Origin of the sequence: Bordetella sp., from assembly GCF_051960075.1 — a bacterium.
Lineage (GTDB): Bacteria > Pseudomonadota > Gammaproteobacteria > Burkholderiales > Burkholderiaceae_B > Bordetella.
This window is the reverse complement of sequence record NZ_JBQCER010000051.1, coordinates 34,525-56,896: the sequence shown is the minus strand read 5'-3', so window position 1 is coordinate 56,896 and position 22,372 is coordinate 34,525. Positions and strand designations below refer to the sequence as shown.

Here is a 22,372-nt window from a genome sequence, read left to right as displayed (position 1 = left end):
CCGCAGCCCACCGGGCGAGCATCGGAATTCCGCAGGGCAGCCTTGGCGCCTCAAGAACTCAATCTAGGCGGCTTAAGAACTCAGTCAGCGGCAAGCAATCGAACCCAACCAGCGACAGCAAGCCATGTCAGCAAGTCGTATCATTAACGTTTTCCCCAGTCTTCCCGCCTAGAAATCCGCCATGACCACGACCATCAAAGAAGACGACCTGATCCAGTCGATCGCCGACGGCATCCAGTTCATCAGCTACTACCATCCGACGGACTACATCCGGCACCTGGCCCGCGCCTACGAGCGCGAGGAGAGCCCGGCCGCCAAGGACGCGATCGCCCAGATCCTCACCAACTCGCGCATGAGCGCCGAGGGCCGCCGCCCCATCTGCCAGGACACCGGCATCGTCAACGTCTTCATGAAGATCGGCATGGACGTGCGCTTCGACACCCGGCGCACCCTGCAGGAACTGTGCGACGAAGGCGTGCGCCGCGGCTACCTGAACCCTGAGAATCCGCTGCGCGCCTCGGTGCTGGCCGACCCCCTGTTCGAGCGCAAGAACACCAAGGACAACACGCCCTGCATCCTCAACGTCGAACTGGTGCCCGGCGACAAGGTCGACGTGCAGATCGCCTCCAAGGGCGGCGGTTCGGAGAACAAATCCAAGTTCGCCATGCTCAACCCCAGCGATTCGCTGGTGGACTGGGTGCTCAAGACCGTGCCGACCATGGGCGCGGGCTGGTGCCCGCCGGGCATGCTGGGCATCGGCATCGGCGGCACGGCCGAGAAGGCCATGCTGATGGCCAAGCAGTCGCTGATGGAAGACATCGACATGTACGAACTGCAGGCCCGCGGTCCGCGCGACAAGACCGAGGAACTGCGCCTGGAGCTGTACGAGAAGGTCAACGCCCTGGGCATCGGCGCGCAGGGCCTGGGCGGCCTGACCACCGTGCTGGACATCAAGATCAAGATGTTCCCCACGCACGCGGCCTCCAAGCCCGTGGCCATGATCCCCAACTGCGCGGCCACCCGCCATGCGCACTTCGTGCTCGACGGCTCGGGCCCGGCGCACCTGCGGGCGCCCGCGCTGTCCGAGTGGCCCGACGTGCACTGGGCGCCGGACTACAACAAGTCCAAAAAGGTCGACCTGGACACGCTCACCAAGGAAGAAGTCGCTAGCTGGAAGCCGGGCCAGACCCTGCTGCTGTCGGGCAAGATGCTCACCGGCCGCGACGCCGCGCACAAGCGCATCCAGGACATGCTGGCCAAGGGCGAGAAGCTGCCCGTGGAATTCGCCAATCGCGTCATCTACTACGTGGGCCCGGTCGATCCGGTGCGCGATGAAGCCGTGGGCCCGGCGGGCCCCACGACCGCGACCCGCATGGACAAGTTCACCGAGATGATGCTGGCGCAGACCGGCCTGATCGCCATGATCGGCAAGGCCGAGCGCGGCCCGGCCGCCATCGAGGCCATCAAGAAGCACAAGTCGGCCTACCTGATGGCCGTGGGCGGCGCCGCCTACCTGGTGTCCAAGGCGATCCGTTCGGCCAAGGTGGTGGGCTTTGCCGACCTGGGCATGGAAGCCATCTACGAGTTCGAGGTTCAAGACATGCCCGTGACCGTGGCGGTCGACGCCGGCGGCGTATCGGTGCACAACACCGGCCCGAAGGAATGGCAGGCCAAGATCGGCAAGATTCCCGTCGCGGTGGCCTGATCCGCCGGGTACCGAGACCAAGCCCCGCATCGCGGGGCTTTTTTCTGTCCCGCAGCGGCAATGGATAGGTCGGAATATAAACAGGAAAACTTGCAAGTTTTCCTGTTTATATCTATGCTTCATTCATGACTGCTGCCCCTGTTGCATCGCTATCGCTGGAAACGACCATTTCCGAGCTCGCGCTGGCGATCGGCCAACTCCTGCGGCGCTTGCGCGCGGAATCGAATCCCGACGGGCTGACGTGGTCGCAGACCATGGCCTTGTCGCGGCTGGAGAAGGCCGGCCCGGCTACAACCGCGGATCTCGCGCGCATGGAGTCGGTAAAACCGCAGTCCATGGGCGCGACGCTCGCCGAACTGGAGCGGGAGGGACTGGTCCTGCGCCAGTCTCATCCGACCGACGGCAGGCAGGTACTTTTTGCGCTGACGGCCGAGGGCGTCCAGGCGCGGCGCAAACGCAGCGCCGCCAAGCAGAAGTGGCTGCTTGCCGCAATGGCCGAACTCGATCCCGGGGAGCGGCAGACGCTGGTGTCGGCGGCCGCTCTCATCAAGCGCTTGAGCGAAGCTGAACCGGAAGACCCGCAGGCTCGCGGCCATTCCGGCGACGGGACGCTGCGCGATCTCTGACCAGATTGGAAAAGGGGTTCAACGATGAACTGGCTTTACGATGTGGCTTATTTTTTCGGCGGCATTTTTCTCGCGAACGCGATCCCGCATCTTGTCAGCGGCATGATGGGACGGCCTTTTCAGAGTCCTTTCGCCAGGCCGCCGGGCGCAGGCCTTTCCTCGTCTACGGTGAATGTCTTGTGGGGTTTCTTCAACGCTGCCGCCGGCTATGCGCTCGTTTGCCGGGTCGGCGATTTCGGCCTGAAGAATACGGGCGACATGCTCGCGTGCGGTGCCGGTGCGTTGCTGATCGCGCTTTTCTCGGCCCGGCATTTCGGCCGTTTCCACGGCGGCAATGCGCCGGAGCATTCCTGAGTGTCCAGGCATGGGTGATGCCCGGGTGCGCTCGCGCACAAGCTTCGCATCGGAAGGCCTGGACGCCGAGGCGTGGAAGATCACGGTTGTGGCGATGTTCGGCGCGCTGCTCGCGCAACTGGATGCGACGATCGTCAACGTATCGCTGTCCAGCCTGGCCGCGGATTTGCACGCGCCGCTTTCGACGATTCAATGGGTCACCAGCGGGTATCTGCTCGCGCTCGCATTCGCCTTGCCCTTGAACGGCTGGCTGATCGAGCGCGTTGGCGCCAAGGCGCTTTATCTTTGGTGTTTTTCGATCTTCACGATCAGCTCTGCGCTTTGCGGGCTGGCGTGGTCGGCGGGCTCGCTCATCGGTTTTCGCCTCGTGCAGGGAGCCAGCGGCGGATTGCTGGCGCCGATGGCGCAGATGATGATCAAGCGGGCGACAGGTCCGCATTTCACGCGTGTCGCGGGCTACGCTGCCCTCCCTGTGCTGCTCGGGCCGCTGCTCGGCCCGGTCATCGCCGGAGCAATACTGCATTACGCGACATGGCGCTGGCTGTTCCTGGTGAATGTTCCGCTCGGCGCCCTTGCCTTCGCGCTGGCGGTGCGCTTTCTGCCGAACGACGAGCAGGACTACGCCGCGCGCAAACTCGACTGGATGGGACTTTTCCTGCTTTCGCCCGGCCTGATGCTCGTTCTCGTCGGGGCAGAGCATGTCGATCGGCCATCGGGCATTGCCACGGTCGCAGCGGGAGCGCTGTCGCTTGCCGCATTCATTTATGTGGAAAAGAGCAAGGGCACCGATGCGTTGATCGATCTGGACCTGTTCCGTCGGCGGGTGTTTTCAGCCGCATCGCTTACCCAGTTTTTTTCCAACGGCGTTCTGTTTGCCGGACAGATGCTCATCCCCTTGTTCCTGGTCCAGGCCTGCGGCCGGTCTCCTGCGGCGATGGGCTGGATGCTTGCGCCGATGGGCCTGGGCATGATGGCCGCCATGCCCTCTTTAGGCTTTCTCACCGGGCGTTTCGGCGATCGCCCGGTGGCCGTTGCGGGCGCTCTCTTGTCGCTCGTATCGACCCTGGCGCTGGTCTGGCAGGCAACGCGGGGCCTGGACCAGGCCGTCCTGGCCGGCGTCATCTTCATGCGCGGCGTGGGCCTGGGAGCGGTGGGACTGCCCGCCATCTCCCTGGCCTATGCGTCTGTCGAGAAAGGCGCCCTGCCCATGGCCACCACCACGCTCAATATCGTGCAGCGGATCGGCGGCCCCATCCTCACGACAGGTTGTGCGCTGTTTCTTTCCTGGGCCTTGCAGGGGCAGGTGAGTCGTTTCGGCCTGAACGCCTGGGCCTGGGCTTTCCTGGCGCTAGCCGCGCTGCACGCTGTCATGGTGCTGGCGGCGATGCTGCTGCCCGCTGTACGCGAAGCGTGAATCTTGCGAGAGTATCCCACCGGAAACCAGGCGCACGGATCGCGCACGGCTTCGCGGATGTCTTGATGATTGTGGTCGCTGGCTGTATCGGTGATGGCGTCAGAGGGCGCGGGTGAGATGGAATAATGGTAAAGCAAGACGACAGGAGATCAACAATGAACCAATCCGACCCGGCCGCCTGGATCGGCCGCGGCGAAACCATGGCCGACGAGCTGGACGAGACCGCCGTAGGCCGCGTGACGGCCACACTGGGCGGTCCGGGGCTCAAGGCCGGCGATCCGCTTCCCCCCTTGTGGCAATGGGCCTTCTTCATCTCGGCCGTTTCCATCGACGGCGTGGGGCCCGATGGCCATCCGGCGCGCGGCGGCTTTCTTCCGCCCGCCGGCAACGACCGCAACCGCATGTGGGCCGGCGGCCGCGTCGAATTCACCGCGCCCCTGCGCGTGGGCGTTCCCGCCGAGCGCCGCTCCACCGTGATCGACGTCAAGCAAAAGACCGGCCGCACCGGCTCGCTGATGTTCGTGACCGTGCGCCACGAATACTGGCAGGACGGCGTCATCGCGATCTCGGAAGAGCAGGACATCGTCTACCGCCAGCCTTCCCCGCCCAAGCTCGTAGGCACCGAACCGGCTCCGGCCGCGGCGTGGCGCGAGACCATGCATCCCACGCCGGTGCTGCTGTTCCGCTATTCGGCGGTGACCTTCAATGGCCATCGCATCCATTACGATCATCCCTACGTGACGCAACAGGAAGGCTATCCCGGTCTGGTCGTGCACGGCCCGATGATTGCCACGATGATGGTCGCGGCGTTTCGGCGCGCCCATCCGGACAGCAGGCTTTTGAGTCTGTCTTATCGCGGGCTGCGGCCGCTGGTCGCACCCACGCCTTTCGACGTTGCCGGCCGCATGGTCGAGCCCGGCGTGGCCGAATTGTGGGCCGAGCAGGACGGCACCCTGGCCCACCAGGCCCATCTGAGGTTTACCGCATGAGCAACGCAGCCCCTCGTCCGCTGGACGGCATCACCGTCGTCAGTTTCGAGCACGCCATCGCCGCACCTTTCTGCACCCGCCAGCTGGCGGACATGGGCGCGCGCGTCATCAAGGTCGAGCGCCCCGGCGTGGGCGATTTCGCCCGCAACTACGACGAGCGCGTGCGCGGCCTGTCCTCGCATTTCGTCTGGACCAATCGCTCGAAAGAAAGCCTGACGCTGGATCTGAAGCACCCGGCGGCCCAGGACGTATTGCAGCGCCTGCTGGCGCAGGCCGCGGTGCTGGTGCAGCCCCTGGCGCCCGGCGCCGCGGCCCGCCACGGCTTGTCCTTCGAGGCGCTGCATGCAGCGCATCCGCGGCTCATCGTGTGCGACATCTCGGGTTACGGCGAAGGCGGTCCCTATCAGGACAAAAAGGCCTACGACCTGCTGATTCAAAGCGAGAGCGGCTTCGTGTCGGTCACCGGTTCGCCCGAAGAGCCCGCCAAGGCGGGCTGTTCCATCTCGGACATCGCTGCGGGCATGTACGCGTATTCGGGCATCCTGAACGCGCTGTTGCTGCGAGGCAAGACCGGCACGGGCAGCCGCATCGACGTCTCCATGCTCGAGAGCATGGTCGAGTGGATGGGCTTTCCCATGTACTACGCTTTCGACGGCGCGCCGCCCCCCGTGCGCGCCGGCGCGGCCCACGCCACCATCTACCCCTACGGCCCTTTTCCCGTCGGCGCGGGCAAGACCATCATGCTGGGCCTGCAGAATGAACGCGAATGGCAGGTGTTTTGCGACAAAATTCTGAATAGGCCCGAACTGGCGGACGACGAGCGCTTTTCGTCCAATTCGCGCCGCACGGTCAATCGCGAGGCTTTGCGCGCCATCATCGTCGAGACTTTCGCCACGATGAGCCTGGACGAAGTGACCGACAAGCTGGAGGCCGCGCAAATCGCCAACGCCAGCGTCAACGACATGGCCGGCGTATGGGCCCATCCGCAATTGCGCGCGCGCGACCGCTGGCGCGACATCGGCAGCGCCACGGGCGCGCTGCCCGCGCTGCTGCCGCCGGCGTCGAACAACGCGTTCGAGCCGCGCATGGACGCAATCCCGGACCTAGGCCAGCACACCGACGCAGTGCTGGCCTCGCTGGGTTTCGACGCGGACCAAGTGTCCAGGCTGCATGCCGAAGGAGCCGTGTGATGCCGCAAGCCATCGTGCGCTCGGCCCTGTTCGTGCCGGCCTCGCGCGCCGAGCGCATACCCAAGGCTCTGGCCAGCGGCGCGGACACCGTCATCGTCGATCTGGAAGACGCGGTCGAGCCTGCGGCCAAGCCCGCGGCGCGGCAGGCTCTGGTCGAGTTTCTCGACGCGAATCCTGCTGTGCGCCTGTGGGTGCGCGTGAACGACGCCACGACGCCCTGGCACGAAGAAGATCTGGCCGCGCTCCGTGGCCAGCCCGGCGTGGCTGCCGTCATGCTGCCCAAGGCCGAATCCGCGGCCCAGGTAGCCCGTGCGGGGCAGGGCAGGCCGGTGGTGCCCATCATTGAAACCGCACGCGGCCTGGTCCAGATAGCCGACGTCGCCGCCGGAGCGGGCGTGGACAGGCTGGCCTTCGGCAGCCTCGATTACGGTGTGGATCTGGCGTTCACGCCGGATACTGCAGCTGCGGCCGCGCTACTCGATCACGCTCGCGGCTTGGTGCTGCTGCACAGCCGCGCTGCGGGCCTGGCCGCGCCGATGGACGGCGTATATCCCGACATCGGCGACGTCCAGGGCTTGCGCGCAGCGGCCGAGCGCGCCTGTCACATGGGCTTCTCGGGCATGCTGTGCATTCATCCCACGCAGATCGAAGCGGTGCATGCCGCATTCATGCCCGCACAGTCCGACATCGACTGGTCGTGCCGTGTGCTCGCGGCTCAACGCGCGAGCGGCGCCGGCGCTTTTCGCTTCGAAGGCAAGATGGTCGACGCGCCGGTGCTGGCGCGTGCACGGCAGGTGCTGGCGCGCGCGGGCATCGCGTCCGCCTGAGCCGAAGACGCCTACCGATTTTCTGCAGGCAAGCGCTCGATCGCTTGCCCGGCGACGCCGGCGATCAAGTCGCCTATCGGGCCCTGCGGCAGCACGATCGTAGGCGCCAGGTCCTGCAGAGGCCGCAGTACGAAGGCGCGTTCATGCATGCGCGGGTGCGGCAGTATCAGCCGCGGCGTGTCCAGGACGGCGTCGCCATGCAGCAGCAAATCCAGATCCAATGTGCGCGGCGCATTGCGGTAAGGGCGTTGGCGGCCGTGCCTGAGTTCGATAGCCTGCAGCGCATCGAGCAAGGACAAGGGCTCCAGCGTCGTGGCGAGCAGCGCCGCGGCATTGATGAAATCCGGTCCCGAGGCGTCGACCGGTGCGCTGCGGTAGAAGGGCGAGACCGTGCAGGCCTGCACGCCGGACAGCGCGGCGATCTCTCGCAAAGCGGTGCGCAGCGTCGCGCCGCTGTCCCCCAGGTTCGAACCCAGCCCGATATAAGCCTGTATGGGCGCGGAGCAACGCGCAGGATGCATGGCCGGCGCTTATCAGCCCAACGATTCGGGCGCCGCGTCGCCGCCGGCCGGCCCATCCCCCACCGGCTTGCGGCGTGGGCGGCGACGGCGCTTGCGGACCGGCGCTTCGCTGACTTCGCGCGGCAGGCGCGAGGTTTCCTCGATCATCTCGGCGCGGGTTTCGTCGTTGGCGTTGGCCAGATCCATCCACCATTGTGCCAGTACGCTGTCGAATTCGCCGGCCGCCGCGCGCAGCTGCAGGAAATCGCAGGCCGCGCGGAAACGCGGCTGCTCGATCATGCGATAGATGGCCTTGCCCTGGCGGCGCTCGAAGCGCGGCTGCATGAACCAGATCTCGCGCATGTCGGAAGAGAAGCGGCGCTGGATCGCGAGCTTTTCGGTCTGCTCGTCGAGCACCGAGTCGGCCGCCTCGCTCAGGGCCGGAATCGTGTGTCCGCCCTGCGCCATGATTTGTTTCCAGCGCGCATCGACCTGAGGCCACAGCAGTGCGGCAAAGAGGAAGCTGGGGCTGATGCCGCGTCCGGCGCGTACGCGCGCGTCGGTGCGGTCCAGCGCTTCTTCGATGAAGCGGCGGCCGCCCGGCTGCTCCAGCACGATGTCCAGCAGGGGCAGCATGCCGTGGTGCAGGCCGGCTTCGCGCAACTGCTTGAGGCAGTCGATGGCGTGGCCGCAGGTCAGCAGCTTGAGCATCTCGTCGAACAGGCGCGAGGCCGGCACGTTCTCGATCAGATCGGCCAGCGCCTGGATGGGCTTGCTGGTGCCGGGTTCGATCGCGCCGTTGAGCTTGGCGGCGAACCGCACCGCGCGCAGCATGCGCACCGGGTCTTCGCGGTAGCGCTGCTCGGGGTCGCCGATCATGCGGATCTGGCGTTTCTTCAGATCCTGCACGCCTTGGTGGTAGTCGATGACCAGTTCGGTATGCGGGTCGTAGTAGAGCGCATTGATGGTGAAGTCCCGCCGTGCGGCGTCCTGCTCCTGCGAGCCGAACACGTTGTCGCTGAGAATGCGGCCGTGCTCGTCGGTCTTCTGCTCGCCGTTGGCCGGCGCGCGGAAGGTCGAGGTCTCGATGATTTCCTGGCCGAAGACCACATGCACCAGTTGAAACCGCCTGCCGATGATGCGGGCGCGGCGGAACAGGGCGCGCACCTCCTCGGGCGTGGCGTTGGTGGCCACGTCGAAGTCTTTGGGCTCCAGGCCCAGGATCAGGTCGCGCACCGCGCCGCCCACGACATAGGCCTCGTAGCCTTGTTGCTGCAACACTTCGCAGACTTTCACGGCGTGGCGCGAGACGTTGCGCCGGTCTATGCCATGCTGGTCGCGGCCGATACGCTGCGGGCCTGCGCTGGCAGCCGGGGTGAACAGGCGGCCGACGAATTTCTTGATGGTTGAAGTGATCATTACGACTTGGCGTCCTGAACGTGATCGAACAGGTCGAGCACTTGCCAGCCCTGCTTTTGCGCGATGGCGCGCAGCGAAGGGCTGGGGTTGGCGGCGATAGGCCGGGTGACGTGCTCCAGCAGAGGCACGTCGTTGATGGAGTCGCTGTAGAAGAACGAGGCGCCGAAGTCGGCGATGGACAGGCCCATGCCGGCGAGCCATTGGTTCACTCGCGTCACCTTGCCCTCTTTGAAGCTGGGCGTGCCGGCGATGCGGCCGGTGTAGCGGCCGTTTGCGTACTCGGCTTCGGTACCGATGAGATGCGGGATGCCGAAGGCGCGTGCGATAGGCGCGGTGACGAAGGTGTTGGTAGCCGTGACGATGGCGCAGAGGTCGCCGGCTTCGAGGTGCTGGCGCACCAGGTTTACCGCCGCAGGCTGGATGGCGGGGCGGATCACCTCGCGCATGTAGTCCTCGTGCCACAACGCCAGATCGTCGGGGGTGTGGGCCGCCAGGATGCCCAGCATGAATTCGGCTGCCTGCCCGGCCGTGAGATCGCCGCGGTTGTAGCGCTCCATCAGCTCGTCGTTGCGGCGCAGGGCCTGCTCGGGATCGCCGATGCGGCCGCTGCGCGCCATGAACTCGGCCCATTGGTAGTCGCTGTCCAGCGGAATCAGCGTGTGGTCCAGATCGAACAGGGCGAGTCGTTGTGAGGCGGTCATGGTGTCTGAGTTTCAGGGTCTGCGAGCATGGCGCGCAGCAAAGGAAGCGTGATTGCGCGCCGCTGCGCCAGCGAATAGCGGTCCAGCGCGTCGAGCAGGGCGCTCAGTTTTCGGATGTCGCGCTCGTGGTGCGTCAGCATCCAGTTCAGGACTTCCGGCGCCAGCTGCAGGCCTCGCTCGGCCGCCTGAGCCGATAGTGCGGCAAGCTTGTCGGCATCGGACAGCGGATCGAGCCGAAATACCAGCCCCCACCCCAACCGGGTGCGCAAGTCCTCGCGCAGCGGCATGGAAAGGGGCGCGCGGTCGCCCGCGACAGCCAGCGCGAAGGCCCGGCCGGTGGCCGCAGATTCGCGCCAACGATTGTACAAGGCGAAGAGGGCCGACTGCCGGGCCTCGTCCATGCGATGCACGTCGTCCACGGCGACCAGCGTGGGCAGTTCGGCCTGCGGGTCCGCCTGGGCCAGCGCGAGGAAGTCCCGGGCATCCTGATCGGCCTGCAGATAGGCGCCGCCCGGCTGGTCTGCCAGGCCGCGCAGCAGGTGGCTGCGGCCGCAGCCGGCCGGGCCCCAGAGATACAGGGCCTGTCCGGTCTTCAGGCTGCGGGCGGCGGCCAGGGCCGCGCCGTTGGGGCCGGCGATATAGTTGCCCAGGGTTGGCGCCGGGGCGGGCAGGACGTCTAGCAGGAGCTGGCGGCTCATTTAAAAGAATGCGATAGACAAAGAGAACAGCGGGGCTGGGGCGGCGTTTCCGGCAATGCGGTATGGCATCGTAAAATCCCGCCTATCCGCCCAAATCCTTCAATTGTTACATAGGCCACGGTTTTTCTCATGACGAATCCCACCTCCGCCCCCCTCACTTACCGCGATGCCGGCGTCGACATCGACGCGGGCGACGCGCTGGTCGATCGCATCAAGCCGCTGGCCGCACGCACCATGCGCGCCGGCGTGCTGGCCGGCATCGGCGGCTTCGGCGCCCTGTTCGAAGTGCCCAAGAAGTTCAACGAGCCGGTGCTGGTGTCGGGCACCGACGGCGTGGGCACCAAGCTGCGCCTGGCCTTCGAGTGGAACCGCCACGACACGGTGGGCATCGACCTGGTGGCCATGAGCGTCAACGACATTCTGGTGCAGGGCGCCGAACCCCTATTCTTCCTCGACTACTTCGCCTGCGGCAAGCTGTCGGTGGACACCGCCGCTGCGGTGGTGGGCGGCATTGCGCGCGGCTGCGAACTGGCGGGCTGCGCCCTGATCGGCGGCGAAACGGCCGAAATGCCCGGCATGTATCCCGACGGCGAATACGATCTGGCCGGCTTCGCGGTGGGCGCAGTCGACAAGCCGGCCATCATCGACGGCAAGTCCATCCAGGCCGGCGACGTGGTGCTGGGCCTGGCTTCCAGCGGCGCGCATTCCAATGGCTACTCGCTGGTGCGCAAGATCCTGGAACGCGCTGCTGCCCACCCCGATCAGGACTTCCACGGCCAGAAGCTGGTCGACGTGGTGATGGCGCCCACGCGCATCTACGTCAAGCAGGTGCTGGCCGCGCTGGCCAGGCATGGCGCCGCGATCAAGGGCCTGGCGCACATCACGGGCGGCGGCCTGCTGGACAATGTGCCGCGCATTCTGCAGCCGGGGCTGACGGCCAGGCTGCATCGCGACGCCTGGCAGATGCCGCAATTGTTCCAATGGCTGCAGCAGCAGGGCGGCGTGGCCGACGGCGAAATGCATCGCGTGTTCAACTGCGGCATCGGCATGGTATTGGTGGTGCCGGCCGCGCAGGCCGACGCGATTTCCGCGACGCTGCGCGAGCAAGGCGAGACGGTCTACACGCTGGGCGAGATCGTGCCGCAGGCCGAGGGCATGGCGCAGACTATCGTCGTGTAAGGCTTGCGCGCGGTGAAGCCGGGCGCAAGATATCCGTCATCTCAAGAAAGGAGATTCAACCCATGCGTCTGATATTGGCAATCATCGTTCCCTGGCTGCAGTTTTCACGATAGGGCGACCTCTCGCGGGCGTCATCTGCCTGATCCTGCAAATCTCGCTTATCGGCTGGATTCCCGCGGCGATCTGGTCCGTGTATGCGCTGAGCCAATACAAGACCGACCAGAAAATCGCGAAGGCGCTGGGTTCCGGTGCCAAATAGCGTCGACGATTTTTTAAAAAACAGAGCTCGTCCGATTCGTCGAACGGGTTTTTTTTCGCGCTCGACGGGAAGCGCGTTGCGCTTCTCAGCCGCGCAACAGCCCCGCCACGGCATCGATCACCCGATCTACCGCATCGCCCGCCATGCAGTCGATCTGCATGCGATCCGGCTGCGCACGCAGCCAGGTGATCTGGCGCTTGGCCAACTGCCGGGTCGCAGCGATGCCTTGTTCGCGGGCTTCTTGCAGCGTGGTTTCGCCGTCCAGGTGTGCCCATAGCTGGCGATAGCCCACGCAGCGGATCGACGGCAGGCCGGGATGCAGATCGCCGCGCGATCGCAAGACGCGGACTTCGTCGAGAAAGCCCGCCGCCATCATGGCGTCGAAGCGTCGGGCGATGCGGGCGTGCAGGGCCAGGCGGTCCGTGGGTTCGAGACTGACGGTGACGTAGCGCCGGGCATCGTCGTTCTTGTTCGCGCCGCCCAACAAGGCCGACATGGGTCGACCGCTCAGCATGCAGATCTCCAGCGCGCGCTGAATGCGCTGGCTGTCGTTGGGCGACAGGCGCGCCGCCGTGGCAGGATCGCGCCCGGCGAGTTCGGCATGCAGCGCGGGCCAGCCTCGCTCGGCGGCCTGCGCTTCGAGCTCGGCGCGCAGGACCGGGTCGGCTTGAGGCAGCGCATCCAGGCCTTCGCGCAGGACCTTGTAATAGAGCATGGTGCCGCCGGCCAGCAGCGGCAGGCGGCCGCGGCCGCGTATCTCGTCGATCAGACGCAGGGCATCGTCGCGGAACTGCGCTGCGGAATAGGATTCGGCCGGATCGCGGATGTCGAGCAGATGCTGCGGAACCAAAGCGCGTTCCTCGGCACCGGGCTTGGCCGTGCCGACGTCCATGCCGCGGTAGATGGTGGCCGAGTCGACGTTGACGATCTCCAGCGGCCAGCGCTGCGCCAGGGCCAGGCAGGCCGCGCTCTTGCCGGCCGCGGTGGGGCCGGCAAGGCAGATCACGGGAGGTATCGACGCGGAATCGGGCACGGGCTGAATCGAATGTCGTGAACGCGTGAACGGCGCGCCTACTGCCCGCGCAGGAAGAGCCTGTCCAGATCGCCCACGCTCCATTGCATCCAGGTGGGGCGGCCGTGATTGCACTGATCGGCGCGTTCGGTGGCTTCCATCTGGCGCAGCAGCGCGTTCATCTCGTCGAGGGTGAGCTTGCGGTTTGCGCGCACCGAGCCGTGGCAGGCCATGGTGGACAGCAGTTCGTTGCGCTGCTCGGTGAGCAGCCGCGAGACGCCCACGGCGGCCAGGTCCCGCAGCACGGCGCGGGCCAGGGTCTCGATGTCGCCGCGCGCCAGCATGGCCGGCACGCAGCGCACGGCGACGGACGCGGGGCCGGCAGGACGCATCTCGAAGCCGAGCTCGGCAAGCTGCTCCTGGTGCTCTTCGATCAAGGCGACGTCTTTTTCGCTGGCATGAAAGACCACGGGCACCAGCAAGTCCTGGCGCGGCAGGGTGCGGGCGTCCAGCTCGCGCTTGAGCTGTTCGTAGACCACGCGCTCATGGGCGGCGTGCATGTCGACCAGCACCAGGCCGCGCGCGTTCTGCGCCAGGATGTAGATGCCGTGCAGCTGCCCCAGCGCCATGCCCAGCGGCAGCTCGCCCTCGGGCAGGGCCGCTCCAGTCGCGGCCTGTTGCGGCGTCGCCTCATTCAAGGCGGGAAGCTGGCCGGCCGGCAAGGTGGCGTGGTCCGTCGCGGCCGGGGCGGCGTCGCCCAGGGGGCGGTAGAGCGTCTGCCAGTCGCGCACGGGCACGCCGGCCGGCTCCTGCAGTCGGAAGGGCACTTGGGTGTGCGGTCGCTGGGCCGGTGCGTAGGGCGCCGACCGCGGCTGGCCGAAGGCCTGATAGGCGCCCGAGCCCGTCTGCGGCGTGGTGGAGCCGGAAAGGGCGTCGGAACCGCCCGCGGCATCGACAGCCGCCGTGCCGATCTGCGACCCGCCCGTCTGCGCCAGGGCCTGCCCCACGATCTGACCGACGAAGCGGTGCACCGCGCCGCTGTCGCGGAATCGCACCTCGTGCTTGGCGGGGTGCACGTTCACGTCCACGGCGCCCGGATCGATGTCCAGGTACAGCACGTAGGCGGGCTGGCGGTCGCCGTGCAGCACGTCGGCATAAGCCGCGCGCAGCGCATGGCTGACGGTGCGGTCGCGCACATAGCGCCCGTTCACGTACAGGTACTGCCGATCGGCCCGCGCCCGCGAGGCGGTCGGACGCGACACCATGCCGGCCAGGGCGATCGCGCCGGCGGACTGATGCAGAGGCAGGGCCTGGCTGGTGAAATCCTCGCCCAGCACGTCGCGGATGCGCTGGCCGGGGTCGGCGGGCAGCCACTGGCGCTGGGCGCGCTCGTTGTGGAAGAGGCGAAAGGCGATGCCGGGATGGGCCAACGCGATGCGTTCCAGCACGTCCAGGCAGTGGCCGAACTCGGTGGCTTCGGAGCGCAGGAACTTGCGGCGCGCCGGCACCGCGTCGAACAGTTGGCGCACGTCGACCGTGGTGCCGACGGGTCCGGATGCGGGGATGATCTGCGAGTTGCCCGCCTCGATCTGCCAGGCGTGATCGGCCGAGCGGGTACGCGAGATCAGAGTCAGGCGCGCCACCGAGGCGACGGAGGCCAGCGCCTCGCCGCGAAACCCCATCGAGGCGACCGATTCCAGCTCGGCCAGGTCGCGTATTTTGCTGGTCGCGTGGCGCATCAGGGCCAGGGGCAGCTCCTCGGGCGGGATGCCGCCGCCGTCGTCGGTGACGGCGATGCGCTTGACGCCGCCGCCGTCGAGCCGCACCTCGATGGCCCGCGCGCCCGCATCCACGGCGTTTTCCAGGAGCTCTTTGAGCACCGAAGCCGGTCGTTCGATGACTTCGCCCGCGGCGATCTGGCTGATCAGCAGGTCGGGCAGGGCGGCAATGCGACGGCGTTCGGTCATGTACGATGCAGGTAAGGGAATGTGGCTATTTTATCCGCAGGGTGGCGCCAAACCCACAGAACGAGTATGTTCGCTCTGATCTTGAGGTATAGTCCTTAACCTTTTGTTTTTTCAAGATATTGCTATGGCTGATTTGCTGAATATGATTCTGCATATCGACCAGACGCTGGGCGTTTGGGTAAACCAATACGGCGCCTGGGTCTATCTGGTGTTGTTTTTGATCGTGTTCGCCGAAACAGGCCTGATCGTAATGCCCTTTCTGCCAGGGGATTCCTTGCTTTTCATTGCTGGCGCGTTCGGTGCAGCAGGTATCATGAACACCGAACTTGTGATCATTTTGATGCTGATTGCAGCCATTTTGGGTAATACGGTCAATTTCTACATCGGCCGTGCGATAGGCAAGCGAGCCTATACGGCCAACTGGCGCTTCCTGGACCGCAAGGCGCTGATGCGCACTCACGCATTCTACGAAAGACACGGCGGCAAGGCGCTGGTGCTGGCGCGCTTCATCCCCGTGATCCGCGCCTTTGCGCCTTTCGTGGCGGGCGTGGCCGAAATGTCCGCCGGACGCTTTCAGTTCTTCAGCGTGATCGGCGCGCTGATATGGGTTCTGCTGTTGGTGCTGGCTGGGTATTTCTTCGGCAACATTCCCTTCATCAAGGTGCATTTGAACGCCATCGTGCTGGTCGGCCTGGCCGCCGCAGCCGTGCCCGTGGCATTGGGCGTGCTGGTCAAGCTGGTGCGAAGGAAATGAAATGACATCGGCCTCGAGGCCAAAGGCGCAAGCATTGCCGGCTGCCGACAGAAATCTGCCGACATTGAATGACGACCGTCTCGCGGACATCGTCGCGCAGAACGCCGCTTTCGTCGTTCACGTCGATGCAAGCGGGCAACTGCTTGCCACGGCCGAGTGCACCGTGGCGCTGCTGGGCTATCCCGCCGCCTATCTGGCGCAGGTCAGCCTGCGGGATCTCGTCATGCCCGAGCACGTGGCCGAGCTCGACGATCTCATGGCCCTCGCAGCGTCGTCCGGCACGCTGCAGAAAGCGGTGATCCCGTTCCTGCGGGCCGAGGACGGCTGTTACTGGCTCGATCTCTCCGTCCGTCCAGCGCAAAATTCGGGCGACAAGAGCGAACCGCGCTTCGATGTATTCGGCTACGACGTGACGTCGTGGGTGCGCAAGGAACGCCAGTTGCGCGACGAGTCCCGCCGCGATCCGCTCACGGGCATGTCCAACCGCGCGCACCTGCGCGAATGGATGATCGAGTCCATCGACAACGGCGTCGCATCCGGCAAGGCCTTCGCGGTGATGATGCTGGATCTGGACGGATTCAAGCGCATCAACGACTCCCTGGGGCACGACATCGGCGACGCCCTGCTGCGCGCGGTCGGCAAGCGCCTGAAGGCCCAGCTGCACGAAAACGACGTGTTCGCCCGTCTGGGCGCGGACGAATTCGTGCTGGTGGCGGGACCCCTGGACGAAACCGATACCTGGGATCGTCTTGCCGCACGCATCGTCGCTGCGATGCAGCGGCCGTTTTCGGTGGGCGGCCAGCAATTGCGCGTCACGGTCAGCATCGGCATTGCCCTGTACCCCGAAGACGGGCTCAAGAGCAGCCAGCTGCTCAAGCACGCCGACCTGGCGATGTACAGCGCCAAAGACCGCGGCAAGAACCAGTTCGTGTTCTATTCGTCGGACCTCGAAAAGGTGAAGGCGGAAGCGTTCTCCCTGGAGCAGGACATGCTCTCGGGAATCCGCACGGGCGAGTTCGAACTGCACTATCAGCCCATCGTCGATGCCCGCACCCGCGAAGTGCTCGCGGCCGAGGCGCTGATGCGCTGGAATCATCCGGATGGCCAGAGGCCGCCGACGGCCTTCATTCCGCTGGCCGAAGATAACGGCCTGATCAATCTGCTGGGCAGCTGGGCGCTGCGCATGGTGTGCGCGCAACTGGCCCGTTGGGACGCGTGCGGAATCTCGCTCGCCTACGTGGGGGTCAACGTATCGCCCGTCCAGTTCCAGAATCCCGCGTTTTCGCAATCGGTGATGAGCGCGGTGCGCGAGTCGGGCATCGACCCGGGGCGCCTGGTGCTGGAGATCACGGAAGGCACGCTGATCAAAAATCCCGAGCAGACCGAGGCCATCCTGTCCAGGCTGCATGCGTTCGGCGTGCGTTTCGCCATCGACGATTTCGGCACCGGCTATTCGAACCTGTCGTATCTGCGCCGCTTCCCGATTTCGGAAATCAAGATCGACCGCAGTTTCGTGAGCGACATACTGGAATCGGGCCATGACCGCGCGATCGTCTCGGCGATGCTGTCCCTGGCCCGGGAGCTCGATCTATCCGTCGTCGCCGAAGGCGTCGAGACCGAAGATCAGCTCGCGATCCTGATCGAGCGCGAATGCCAATACATTCAGGGCTGGCTGTTTTCCAAGGCGCTGCCGCCTGAAGATTTCGAGCATTTCGTCGCCACTCAAGTCGTCGTCTCGCCCAAAGGGCGAGGGCGCGGCTCCCTCTTCCGAATCTTCTGATGACCGCAAAGAAAACAGTCATCGACAAGTTGTGGAAGCGGATGAGCGTACGCGGGGACGTGCCGTCCCTGCAGCACTCGGCCGAGCACATCATCCGCTCGCTGCAGGACGAGCAGGCGAGCGTGACGGATCTGACTTCGCTGGTGCTGTCCGATTTCGCGTTCTCGCAAAAAGTCCTGCGGCTCGCAAATTCGGCGATGTACCGCAGCATGGGTGGAGACGTCACCACGGTGTCGCGCGCCATCATGGTGCTGGGCGTCGATACCATCGAATACCTGGGGCTCGGCCTGCAGCTGCTGAACCAGTTCCAGAGCGCGGCGGGCAGCCGCGATGACGCCCAGGGCGTGATCAAGCGCGCGCAGATGGCCGCCGAGTTCACGCGTTCGATGACCATTGCGCACGGCAGCCATCCCTCCGAAGAGGCCGTGCTCTGCACGCTGATGTTCCAGTTGGCGCGGCTTCTGGTCGTGCTCTACCTGGACGACGAATGGGCGCTCATCCAGGCTGCGATGGCGGCAGACCCGTCCTTGTCCGAGAGCGACGCGTGCCGGCAGGTGCTGGGCGCAACGCTCGAAGAAATCGCCGAGGAGGCGGCGCAGCAGTGGAATCTGCCCAGCGAGATACGCACATGCATGCAGGCCAATCTGCCCGCGCTGGACGACTCGACGCCGCAGTCCCACGGAGAGTGGCTGGGTGCGGTCGCGGCGTTGTCGTCGAACGTCGCGTCCATGATGGAGGCCAACGCGAGCGAGGACGAGATCTCCGACTTCGTCCTGCAATACACCGAGAACCTGGCGCTGGATCCGATCGTCGTGCAGCAGGCGCTGGAGCAGACGAAGGCGGTGGGCTGGGCGATCGAGGCCGAGCGGGAGGTTCCCGCGCCCATCGAAAGCGAACCGGAATTCGACAAGCCGCGGGACGCAGTCGCCCGGCTCGAGGCGGCGCTCGAGGAAATCCGCGAGAAGGCGCCCGGCCTGGTGGCGACGGCGCTGACCCCCTGGGTCGTGGAAAGCATCATGAATGCGTTGAACCTGAAGACGGGGTTCATGATGCTGCTGCATCCGGGCTCGCGCCGCTACATCGCCCGCTTCGGGTTCGGGCCGGGCATACGCGAGCGTCTGGAGCGGTTCTCGTTCGACGCGGGGTTCGTGCCGGATATCTTCCACCTCGTGGTGACCAAGAGAGAACCCACGCTCTGGCTCGACGTGAAAAAGCCCAGCGTGAGTCATCGGGTGCCGGCGTGGTATTCGACCGAATTTCCCGAGTCGCGCTCGGTGCTGCTGGTGCCGGTGCACATTGAGGGCAAGGGCCTCGCGAGGATGTGCGGCTCGTGGGGCGAGACGCAGTGCTCGCGCGAGTTGAGCCTCGGGGAAATCCAGGCTTTGTCCGCGCTCGCGGGCGAGATATCGGGCAGCTTCGAGCGGGCCATGTCGCCCCGCCCGTCGTACTAGGAACTTGCGCGCTCTTTACGTCGCGTCGGCCACCGTGCGCGCCAGCGGCGGATGGCTGGTGAAGTATTGGTTGATGCCCGCCATGAGAGCCTGCGCCACCTGTTCGCGATAACCGGCCGTGCGCAGCTTGGCTTCTTCCTCGGGATTGCTGATGAATGCCGACTCGACCAGCACGGAAGGAATGTCGGGCGCTTTGAGCACGGCGAAGCCTGCCTGCTCGACCTGATGGCTGTGCAGGCGGTTGATCTTGGCCAGTTCGCTGAGAAAAACCGTGCCCAGCTTGAGCGAATCGTTGATCTGCGCAGTGGTGGAGAGGTCGAGCAGCACTTTGGCGACCTGGGCGTCGTGCGCGCCCAGATTGACGCCGCCGATGAGGTCGGAGTTGTTCTCGCGGTTGTCCATCCAGCGGGCCTGCGCACTCGAGGCGCCGTGCTCGGAGAGCGCGAAGACCGACGAGCCGCGGGCCGAGGGTTTGATGAAGGCATCGGCGTGGATCGAGACGAACAGATCGGCGCCCGCGCGCCGGGCCTTCTCTACCCGCACATTGAGCGGCACGAAGAAATCGCTGTCGCGAGTCAGATAGGCGCGCATGTTCGGCTGGCTGTTGATCATCGACTTGAGGCGGTCGGCGATGTGCAGCACCACGATTTTTTCGTACAGGCCGGTCTGGCCGATGGCGCCCGGGTCCTCGCCGCCGTGGCCGGGATCGACGGCGATGGTCAGCATGCGCCTGCGGCCGTCGCGCGGCGGCATCGGCGGTTCGCCCAGGGCAACAGGCGGCACGACGGGGTCGCGCGGCGCAGTCTGACCCTTGACCAGCGGCACCGGCGCGCCGCCGCCTTGCTTTTCGGTGCGCGCGATCTGATCCAGCACGTGGGCCAGCGGGTCGTCGACGTCGGGGCCGGCATGCTTGTCGTTCAGCACGGCCAGCAGCGGGTCCTGCGCGACCTTGGGGTACAGGTCGAGCACCAGCCGGTACTGATAGTCGGCGACGGGCTTGAGCGTGAAAACCTGCGGCGCCACAGCCTGCTTCAGGTCGAACACCAGCCGCACGACGTTGGGCCGGTTCTGCGCGACGCGCAGGCTCTTGATGTAGGGGTCGTTGGGGCGGACCTCGGAGATCAGCTTGTCGAGCGCGTGGCTGGCGGTCAGGCCCTGGATGTCGACCACCAGGCGGTCCGGATTGTCGAGCGTGAAGTGTTCGGTCTTGAGCTCGCTGTCGAGTTCGAGCGTAACGCGGGTATAGGCGTCGGCCGGCCAGGTGCGCACTGCGAGCAGCGTGGCGGCCTGCGCCAGGCGGGGCACCACGGGCAGCACCAGCAGCGTGGTGGCGGTACTGATCAGCCGGCGTCGGGTGGCGTTGACCGGGGGGGATGCGGCAAGGCGAGCGCGTTCAACCATGATAGACCTCGGGCAGTGTGGGCTGCGAGGGTTGCGTCACGACCAGGCTCCGCATAGGACAGGTTGATCAGGAGGTCGGGAGGGGGCAACAGATTGCCGGCCCGCTCCGGCCATTCGATCAAAACCACCGCGTCCTCGCGCAGCAAATCGCGAAACCCTGCGTCCAGCCATTCGCGCGAATCGCTAAATCTATAAAAATCAAAGTGATACAAGTATAAGTTAGAAATTTTATAAGATTCAAGCAGCGCGTAGCTCGGACTTTTGATCCGACCCCGGATGCCGCACGCGCGCAACAGTGCCCGGGCAAAAGCGGTCTTGCCCGCGCCCAGGTCGCCCTGCAGGTGGATGCGGCCTCCCGGCGGCAGTCCGGCCGCGCCGCCGACCAGGGGCGCCAGCTGGCCGGCCAGCGCGTCGGTGGCGGCTTCGTCGGGCAGGTGCAGGGTGCGCAGGGCGAGCGGTTCGGTCATCGGATTGCGAGGCCTCGAGGTGTAAAACAGGGGTTGCGCCCGCGATTATAGGGAGCGGGCCCCCAGGCTTTCCGGAGATCGCCATGACACCAGGCAAGACCCGCGTCGAGCAGGATACGTTCGGCCCCATCGAAGTGCCCGAAGATCATCTTTGGGGCGCGCAGACGCAGCGCTCGCTGCATTTCTTTGCCATCTCGACCGAGAAGATGCCGGCAGCGCTGGTAACGGCCATGGCGCGGCTCAAGCGCGCGGCGGCCAAGGTCAACGCCGCGCTGGGCGAACTCGATCCGCAGATCGCCGATGCCATCGTGCGTGCGGCCGACGAGGTCATCGCCGGCAAGTGGCCGGACGAGTTTCCGCTGTCGGTCTGGCAGACGGGGTCGGGTACGCAGAGCAATATGAACATGAACGAGGTGCTGGCCAACCGCGCCTCGGAACTGTTGGGCGGCGTGCGCGGCGAAGCGCGCAAGGTTCATCCCAACGATCATGTCAACCGCGGCCAGTCGTCCAACGACACGTTCCCCACGGCCATGCACGTCGCGGCGGCGGTCGAGGTCGAGCACCGCCTGCTGCCGGCGCTCAAGGCCCTGGCCGCCACGCTGGCGGCCAAGAGTCAGGCCTTTCGCGGCATCGTGAAAATAGGCCGCACGCACCTGCAGGACGCCACGCCGCTCACGCTGGGGCAGGAGCTTTCCGGCCATGTTGCCCAACTGGATCTGGCCGGACAGCAGATACGCGCCACCCTGCCGGGCCTGTATCAGTTGGCCATCGGCGGCACGGCCGTGGGCACCGGCCTGAACGCACATCCCGAGTTCAGCGCGCGCGTGGCCAGCGAGCTGGCGCGCGACACCGGCGTCGCGTTTTTGTCGGCGCCGAACAAATTCCAGGCACTGGCTTCGCACGAGGCCCTGCTGTTCGCGCACGGCGCGCTCAAGACGCTGGCCGCCGGCCTCATGAAAATCGCCAACGACGTGCGCTGGCTGTCCAGCGGGCCGCGTTCCGGCCTGGGCGAAATCCGCATCCCCGAGAACGAGCCGGGCAGCTCCATCATGCCGGGCAAGGTCAATCCCACGCAGTGCGAGGCAGTCACCATGCTGGCCGCGCAGGTGCTGGGCAATGACGTGGCCATCAATGTCGGCGGAGCCAGCGGCAACTTCGAGCTCAACGTCTACAAGCCGCTCATCATTCACAACTTCCTGCAGTCGGTGCGTCTGCTCGCCGACGGCATGGCCAGCTTCGATCAGCATTGCGCGGCAGGCATCGAACCCAATCGCGAGCGCATCGCCGAGCTGGTCGAGCGCTCGCTGATGCTCGTGACCGCGCTCAATCCGCATATCGGCTACGACAAGGCCGCCCAGATCGCCAAGAAGGCGCACAAGGAGCACACCTCGCTCAAAGAGGCGGCGCTGGCGCTGGGCTATCTGACGGAGGAAGAATTCGATCGGTGGGTGGTGCCGGCCGACATGACCAACGCGCGACGCTAAACCGCGCGGCATTGTCGAGCCAAGGCAGGCAAACCCCGCAGCGCGACGGACGTGCGGCCGGACCGTCGCGGCGCGGGGTTCGCCGGCACGGCGCGACTTCCGCAATTTGCTGCTATCCTCGGACGCAGGACGGCTCGTGCTTCGCGAGGGTGCGGGCTTCGTCCTTGAGTAAGCCATCTGAGCAAACCACTGAAA

At 65.9% G+C, this 22,372-nt stretch carries 20 protein-coding genes and 1 pseudogene; 13 read left to right on the top strand and 8 right to left on the bottom strand.

Going from position 1 to position 22,372, the window contains the following annotated elements:
• The first annotated feature begins 181 nt into the window (after positions 1 to 181).
• The 7 genes from ACTHJ1_RS07455 (at position 182) to ACTHJ1_RS07425 (ending at position 7,105) form a co-directional block, all read left to right on the top strand.
• The gene (locus tag ACTHJ1_RS07455; protein WP_440189994.1) at positions 182 to 1,705 is read left to right on the top strand and encodes a fumarate hydratase; all 1,524 of its coding nucleotides are present in this window, start codon (positions 182 to 184) and stop codon (positions 1,703 to 1,705) included.
• 125 nt (positions 1,706 to 1,830) lie between these two features.
• Positions 1,831 to 2,331 carry a MarR family winged helix-turn-helix transcriptional regulator gene (locus ACTHJ1_RS07450; protein WP_440189991.1) on the top strand — a complete coding sequence of 167 codons (501 nt, stop codon included), beginning with the start codon at positions 1,831 to 1,833 and terminating at the stop codon, positions 2,329 to 2,331.
• Between the two features lie 24 nt (positions 2,332 to 2,355).
• On the top strand, positions 2,356 to 2,685 hold the full coding sequence (locus tag ACTHJ1_RS07445) for a hypothetical protein (RefSeq protein ID WP_440189988.1): 330 nt from the start codon (positions 2,356 to 2,358) through the stop codon (positions 2,683 to 2,685).
• 10 nt (positions 2,686 to 2,695) lie between these two features.
• Positions 2,696 to 4,099, top strand: coding sequence for a DHA2 family efflux MFS transporter permease subunit (locus ACTHJ1_RS07440; protein WP_440189985.1), 1,404 nt, complete (start codon positions 2,696 to 2,698; stop codon positions 4,097 to 4,099).
• Positions 4,100 to 4,254: 155 nt separating this feature from the next.
• Positions 4,255 to 5,088, top strand: a complete 834-nt coding sequence (locus ACTHJ1_RS07435; RefSeq protein ID WP_440189982.1) for an FAS1-like dehydratase domain-containing protein — start codon at positions 4,255 to 4,257, stop codon at positions 5,086 to 5,088.
• Positions 5,085 to 6,278, top strand: coding sequence for a CaiB/BaiF CoA transferase family protein (locus tag ACTHJ1_RS07430; protein ID WP_440189979.1), 1,194 nt, complete (start codon positions 5,085 to 5,087; stop codon positions 6,276 to 6,278). The genes ACTHJ1_RS07435 and ACTHJ1_RS07430 overlap by 4 nt, the downstream gene beginning before the upstream one ends.
• Entirely contained in the window at positions 6,278 to 7,105 is an 828-nt protein-coding gene (locus ACTHJ1_RS07425) for an HpcH/HpaI aldolase/citrate lyase family protein (RefSeq protein WP_440189976.1), read from the top strand. Before ACTHJ1_RS07430 ends, ACTHJ1_RS07425 begins: the two co-directional genes overlap by 1 nt.
• A gap of 11 nt (positions 7,106 to 7,116) precedes the next feature.
• Here the strand turns inward: ACTHJ1_RS07425 and ACTHJ1_RS07420 are convergent, their stop codons facing one another.
• From ACTHJ1_RS07420 to hda, 4 genes are read right to left on the bottom strand one after another with little or no spacing between them, the layout of a single operon-like run.
• Positions 7,117 to 7,626: a 2-amino-4-hydroxy-6-hydroxymethyldihydropteridine diphosphokinase gene (locus ACTHJ1_RS07420; RefSeq protein WP_440189973.1), complete on the bottom strand. Its 510-nt coding sequence runs from the start codon at positions 7,624 to 7,626 to the stop codon at positions 7,117 to 7,119.
• 12 nt (positions 7,627 to 7,638) lie between these two features.
• Positions 7,639 to 9,024 carry a polynucleotide adenylyltransferase PcnB gene (pcnB, locus tag ACTHJ1_RS07415; RefSeq protein WP_440189970.1) on the bottom strand — a complete coding sequence of 462 codons (1,386 nt, stop codon included), beginning with the start codon at positions 9,022 to 9,024 and terminating at the stop codon, positions 7,639 to 7,641.
• A complete protein-coding gene (locus tag ACTHJ1_RS07410; RefSeq protein ID WP_440189967.1) occupies positions 9,024 to 9,725 on the bottom strand; it encodes an HAD family hydrolase in 702 nt (233 codons plus the stop codon). Before ACTHJ1_RS07410 ends, pcnB begins: the two co-directional genes overlap by 1 nt.
• On the bottom strand, positions 9,722 to 10,423 hold the full coding sequence (hda, locus tag ACTHJ1_RS07405; protein WP_440189964.1) for a DnaA regulatory inactivator Hda: 702 nt from the start codon (positions 10,421 to 10,423) through the stop codon (positions 9,722 to 9,724). Before hda ends, ACTHJ1_RS07410 begins: the two co-directional genes overlap by 4 nt.
• 129 nt (positions 10,424 to 10,552) lie before the next feature.
• Here hda and purM point away from each other — a divergent pair, with 129 nt between their 5' ends.
• Together purM and ACTHJ1_RS07395 are read left to right on the top strand one after the other, a co-directional pair.
• Positions 10,553 to 11,602, top strand: a complete 1,050-nt coding sequence (gene purM, locus ACTHJ1_RS07400; RefSeq protein ID WP_440189961.1) for a phosphoribosylformylglycinamidine cyclo-ligase — start codon at positions 10,553 to 10,555, stop codon at positions 11,600 to 11,602.
• Positions 11,603 to 11,664: 62 nt separating this feature from the next.
• Positions 11,665 to 11,861 (top strand): annotated as a pseudogene (locus ACTHJ1_RS07395) (YqaE/Pmp3 family membrane protein).
• An 85-nt stretch (positions 11,862 to 11,946) separates the two neighbouring features.
• Here ACTHJ1_RS07395 and miaA read toward each other — a convergent pair.
• Both miaA and mutL read right to left on the bottom strand, forming a co-directional pair.
• Positions 11,947 to 12,894 (bottom strand): tRNA (adenosine(37)-N6)-dimethylallyltransferase MiaA, encoded by a 948-nt coding sequence (gene miaA, locus ACTHJ1_RS07390; protein WP_440189958.1) that lies wholly within the window; start codon positions 12,892 to 12,894, stop codon positions 11,947 to 11,949.
• A 38-nt stretch (positions 12,895 to 12,932) separates the two neighbouring features.
• On the bottom strand, positions 12,933 to 14,840 hold the full coding sequence (gene mutL, locus ACTHJ1_RS07385) for a DNA mismatch repair endonuclease MutL (protein WP_440189955.1): 1,908 nt from the start codon (positions 14,838 to 14,840) through the stop codon (positions 12,933 to 12,935).
• Between the two features lie 124 nt (positions 14,841 to 14,964).
• Here mutL and ACTHJ1_RS07380 point away from each other — a divergent pair, with 124 nt between their 5' ends.
• The 3 genes from ACTHJ1_RS07380 to ACTHJ1_RS07370 all read left to right on the top strand — a co-directional run bounded on the left by ACTHJ1_RS07380 (position 14,965) and on the right by ACTHJ1_RS07370 (position 18,825).
• Positions 14,965 to 15,594: a VTT domain-containing protein gene (locus ACTHJ1_RS07380; protein ID WP_440190026.1), complete on the top strand. Its 630-nt coding sequence runs from the start codon at positions 14,965 to 14,967 to the stop codon at positions 15,592 to 15,594.
• A gap of 64 nt (positions 15,595 to 15,658) precedes the next feature.
• The gene (locus ACTHJ1_RS07375) at positions 15,659 to 17,374 is read left to right on the top strand and encodes a putative bifunctional diguanylate cyclase/phosphodiesterase (protein WP_440189952.1); all 1,716 of its coding nucleotides are present in this window, start codon (positions 15,659 to 15,661) and stop codon (positions 17,372 to 17,374) included.
• Positions 17,374 to 18,825: an HDOD domain-containing protein gene (locus ACTHJ1_RS07370; RefSeq protein WP_440189949.1), complete on the top strand. Its 1,452-nt coding sequence runs from the start codon at positions 17,374 to 17,376 to the stop codon at positions 18,823 to 18,825. Before ACTHJ1_RS07375 ends, ACTHJ1_RS07370 begins: the two co-directional genes overlap by 1 nt.
• 15 nt (positions 18,826 to 18,840) lie before the next feature.
• Here the strand turns inward: ACTHJ1_RS07370 and ACTHJ1_RS07365 are convergent, their stop codons facing one another.
• Together ACTHJ1_RS07365 and tsaE are read right to left on the bottom strand one after the other, a co-directional pair.
• The gene (locus tag ACTHJ1_RS07365) at positions 18,841 to 20,226 is read right to left on the bottom strand and encodes an N-acetylmuramoyl-L-alanine amidase (RefSeq protein ID WP_440189946.1); all 1,386 of its coding nucleotides are present in this window, start codon (positions 20,224 to 20,226) and stop codon (positions 18,841 to 18,843) included.
• Positions 20,166 to 20,693, bottom strand: coding sequence for a tRNA (adenosine(37)-N6)-threonylcarbamoyltransferase complex ATPase subunit type 1 TsaE (tsaE, locus tag ACTHJ1_RS07360; RefSeq protein WP_440189943.1), 528 nt, complete (start codon positions 20,691 to 20,693; stop codon positions 20,166 to 20,168). The genes ACTHJ1_RS07365 and tsaE overlap by 61 nt, the downstream gene beginning before the upstream one ends.
• Positions 20,694 to 20,776: 83 nt before the next feature.
• Between tsaE and fumC the strand changes: the two genes are divergently transcribed.
• The gene (fumC, locus tag ACTHJ1_RS07355) at positions 20,777 to 22,177 is read left to right on the top strand and encodes a class II fumarate hydratase (protein WP_440189940.1); all 1,401 of its coding nucleotides are present in this window, start codon (positions 20,777 to 20,779) and stop codon (positions 22,175 to 22,177) included.
• The last annotated feature ends 195 nt before the right edge of the window (positions 22,178 to 22,372 follow it).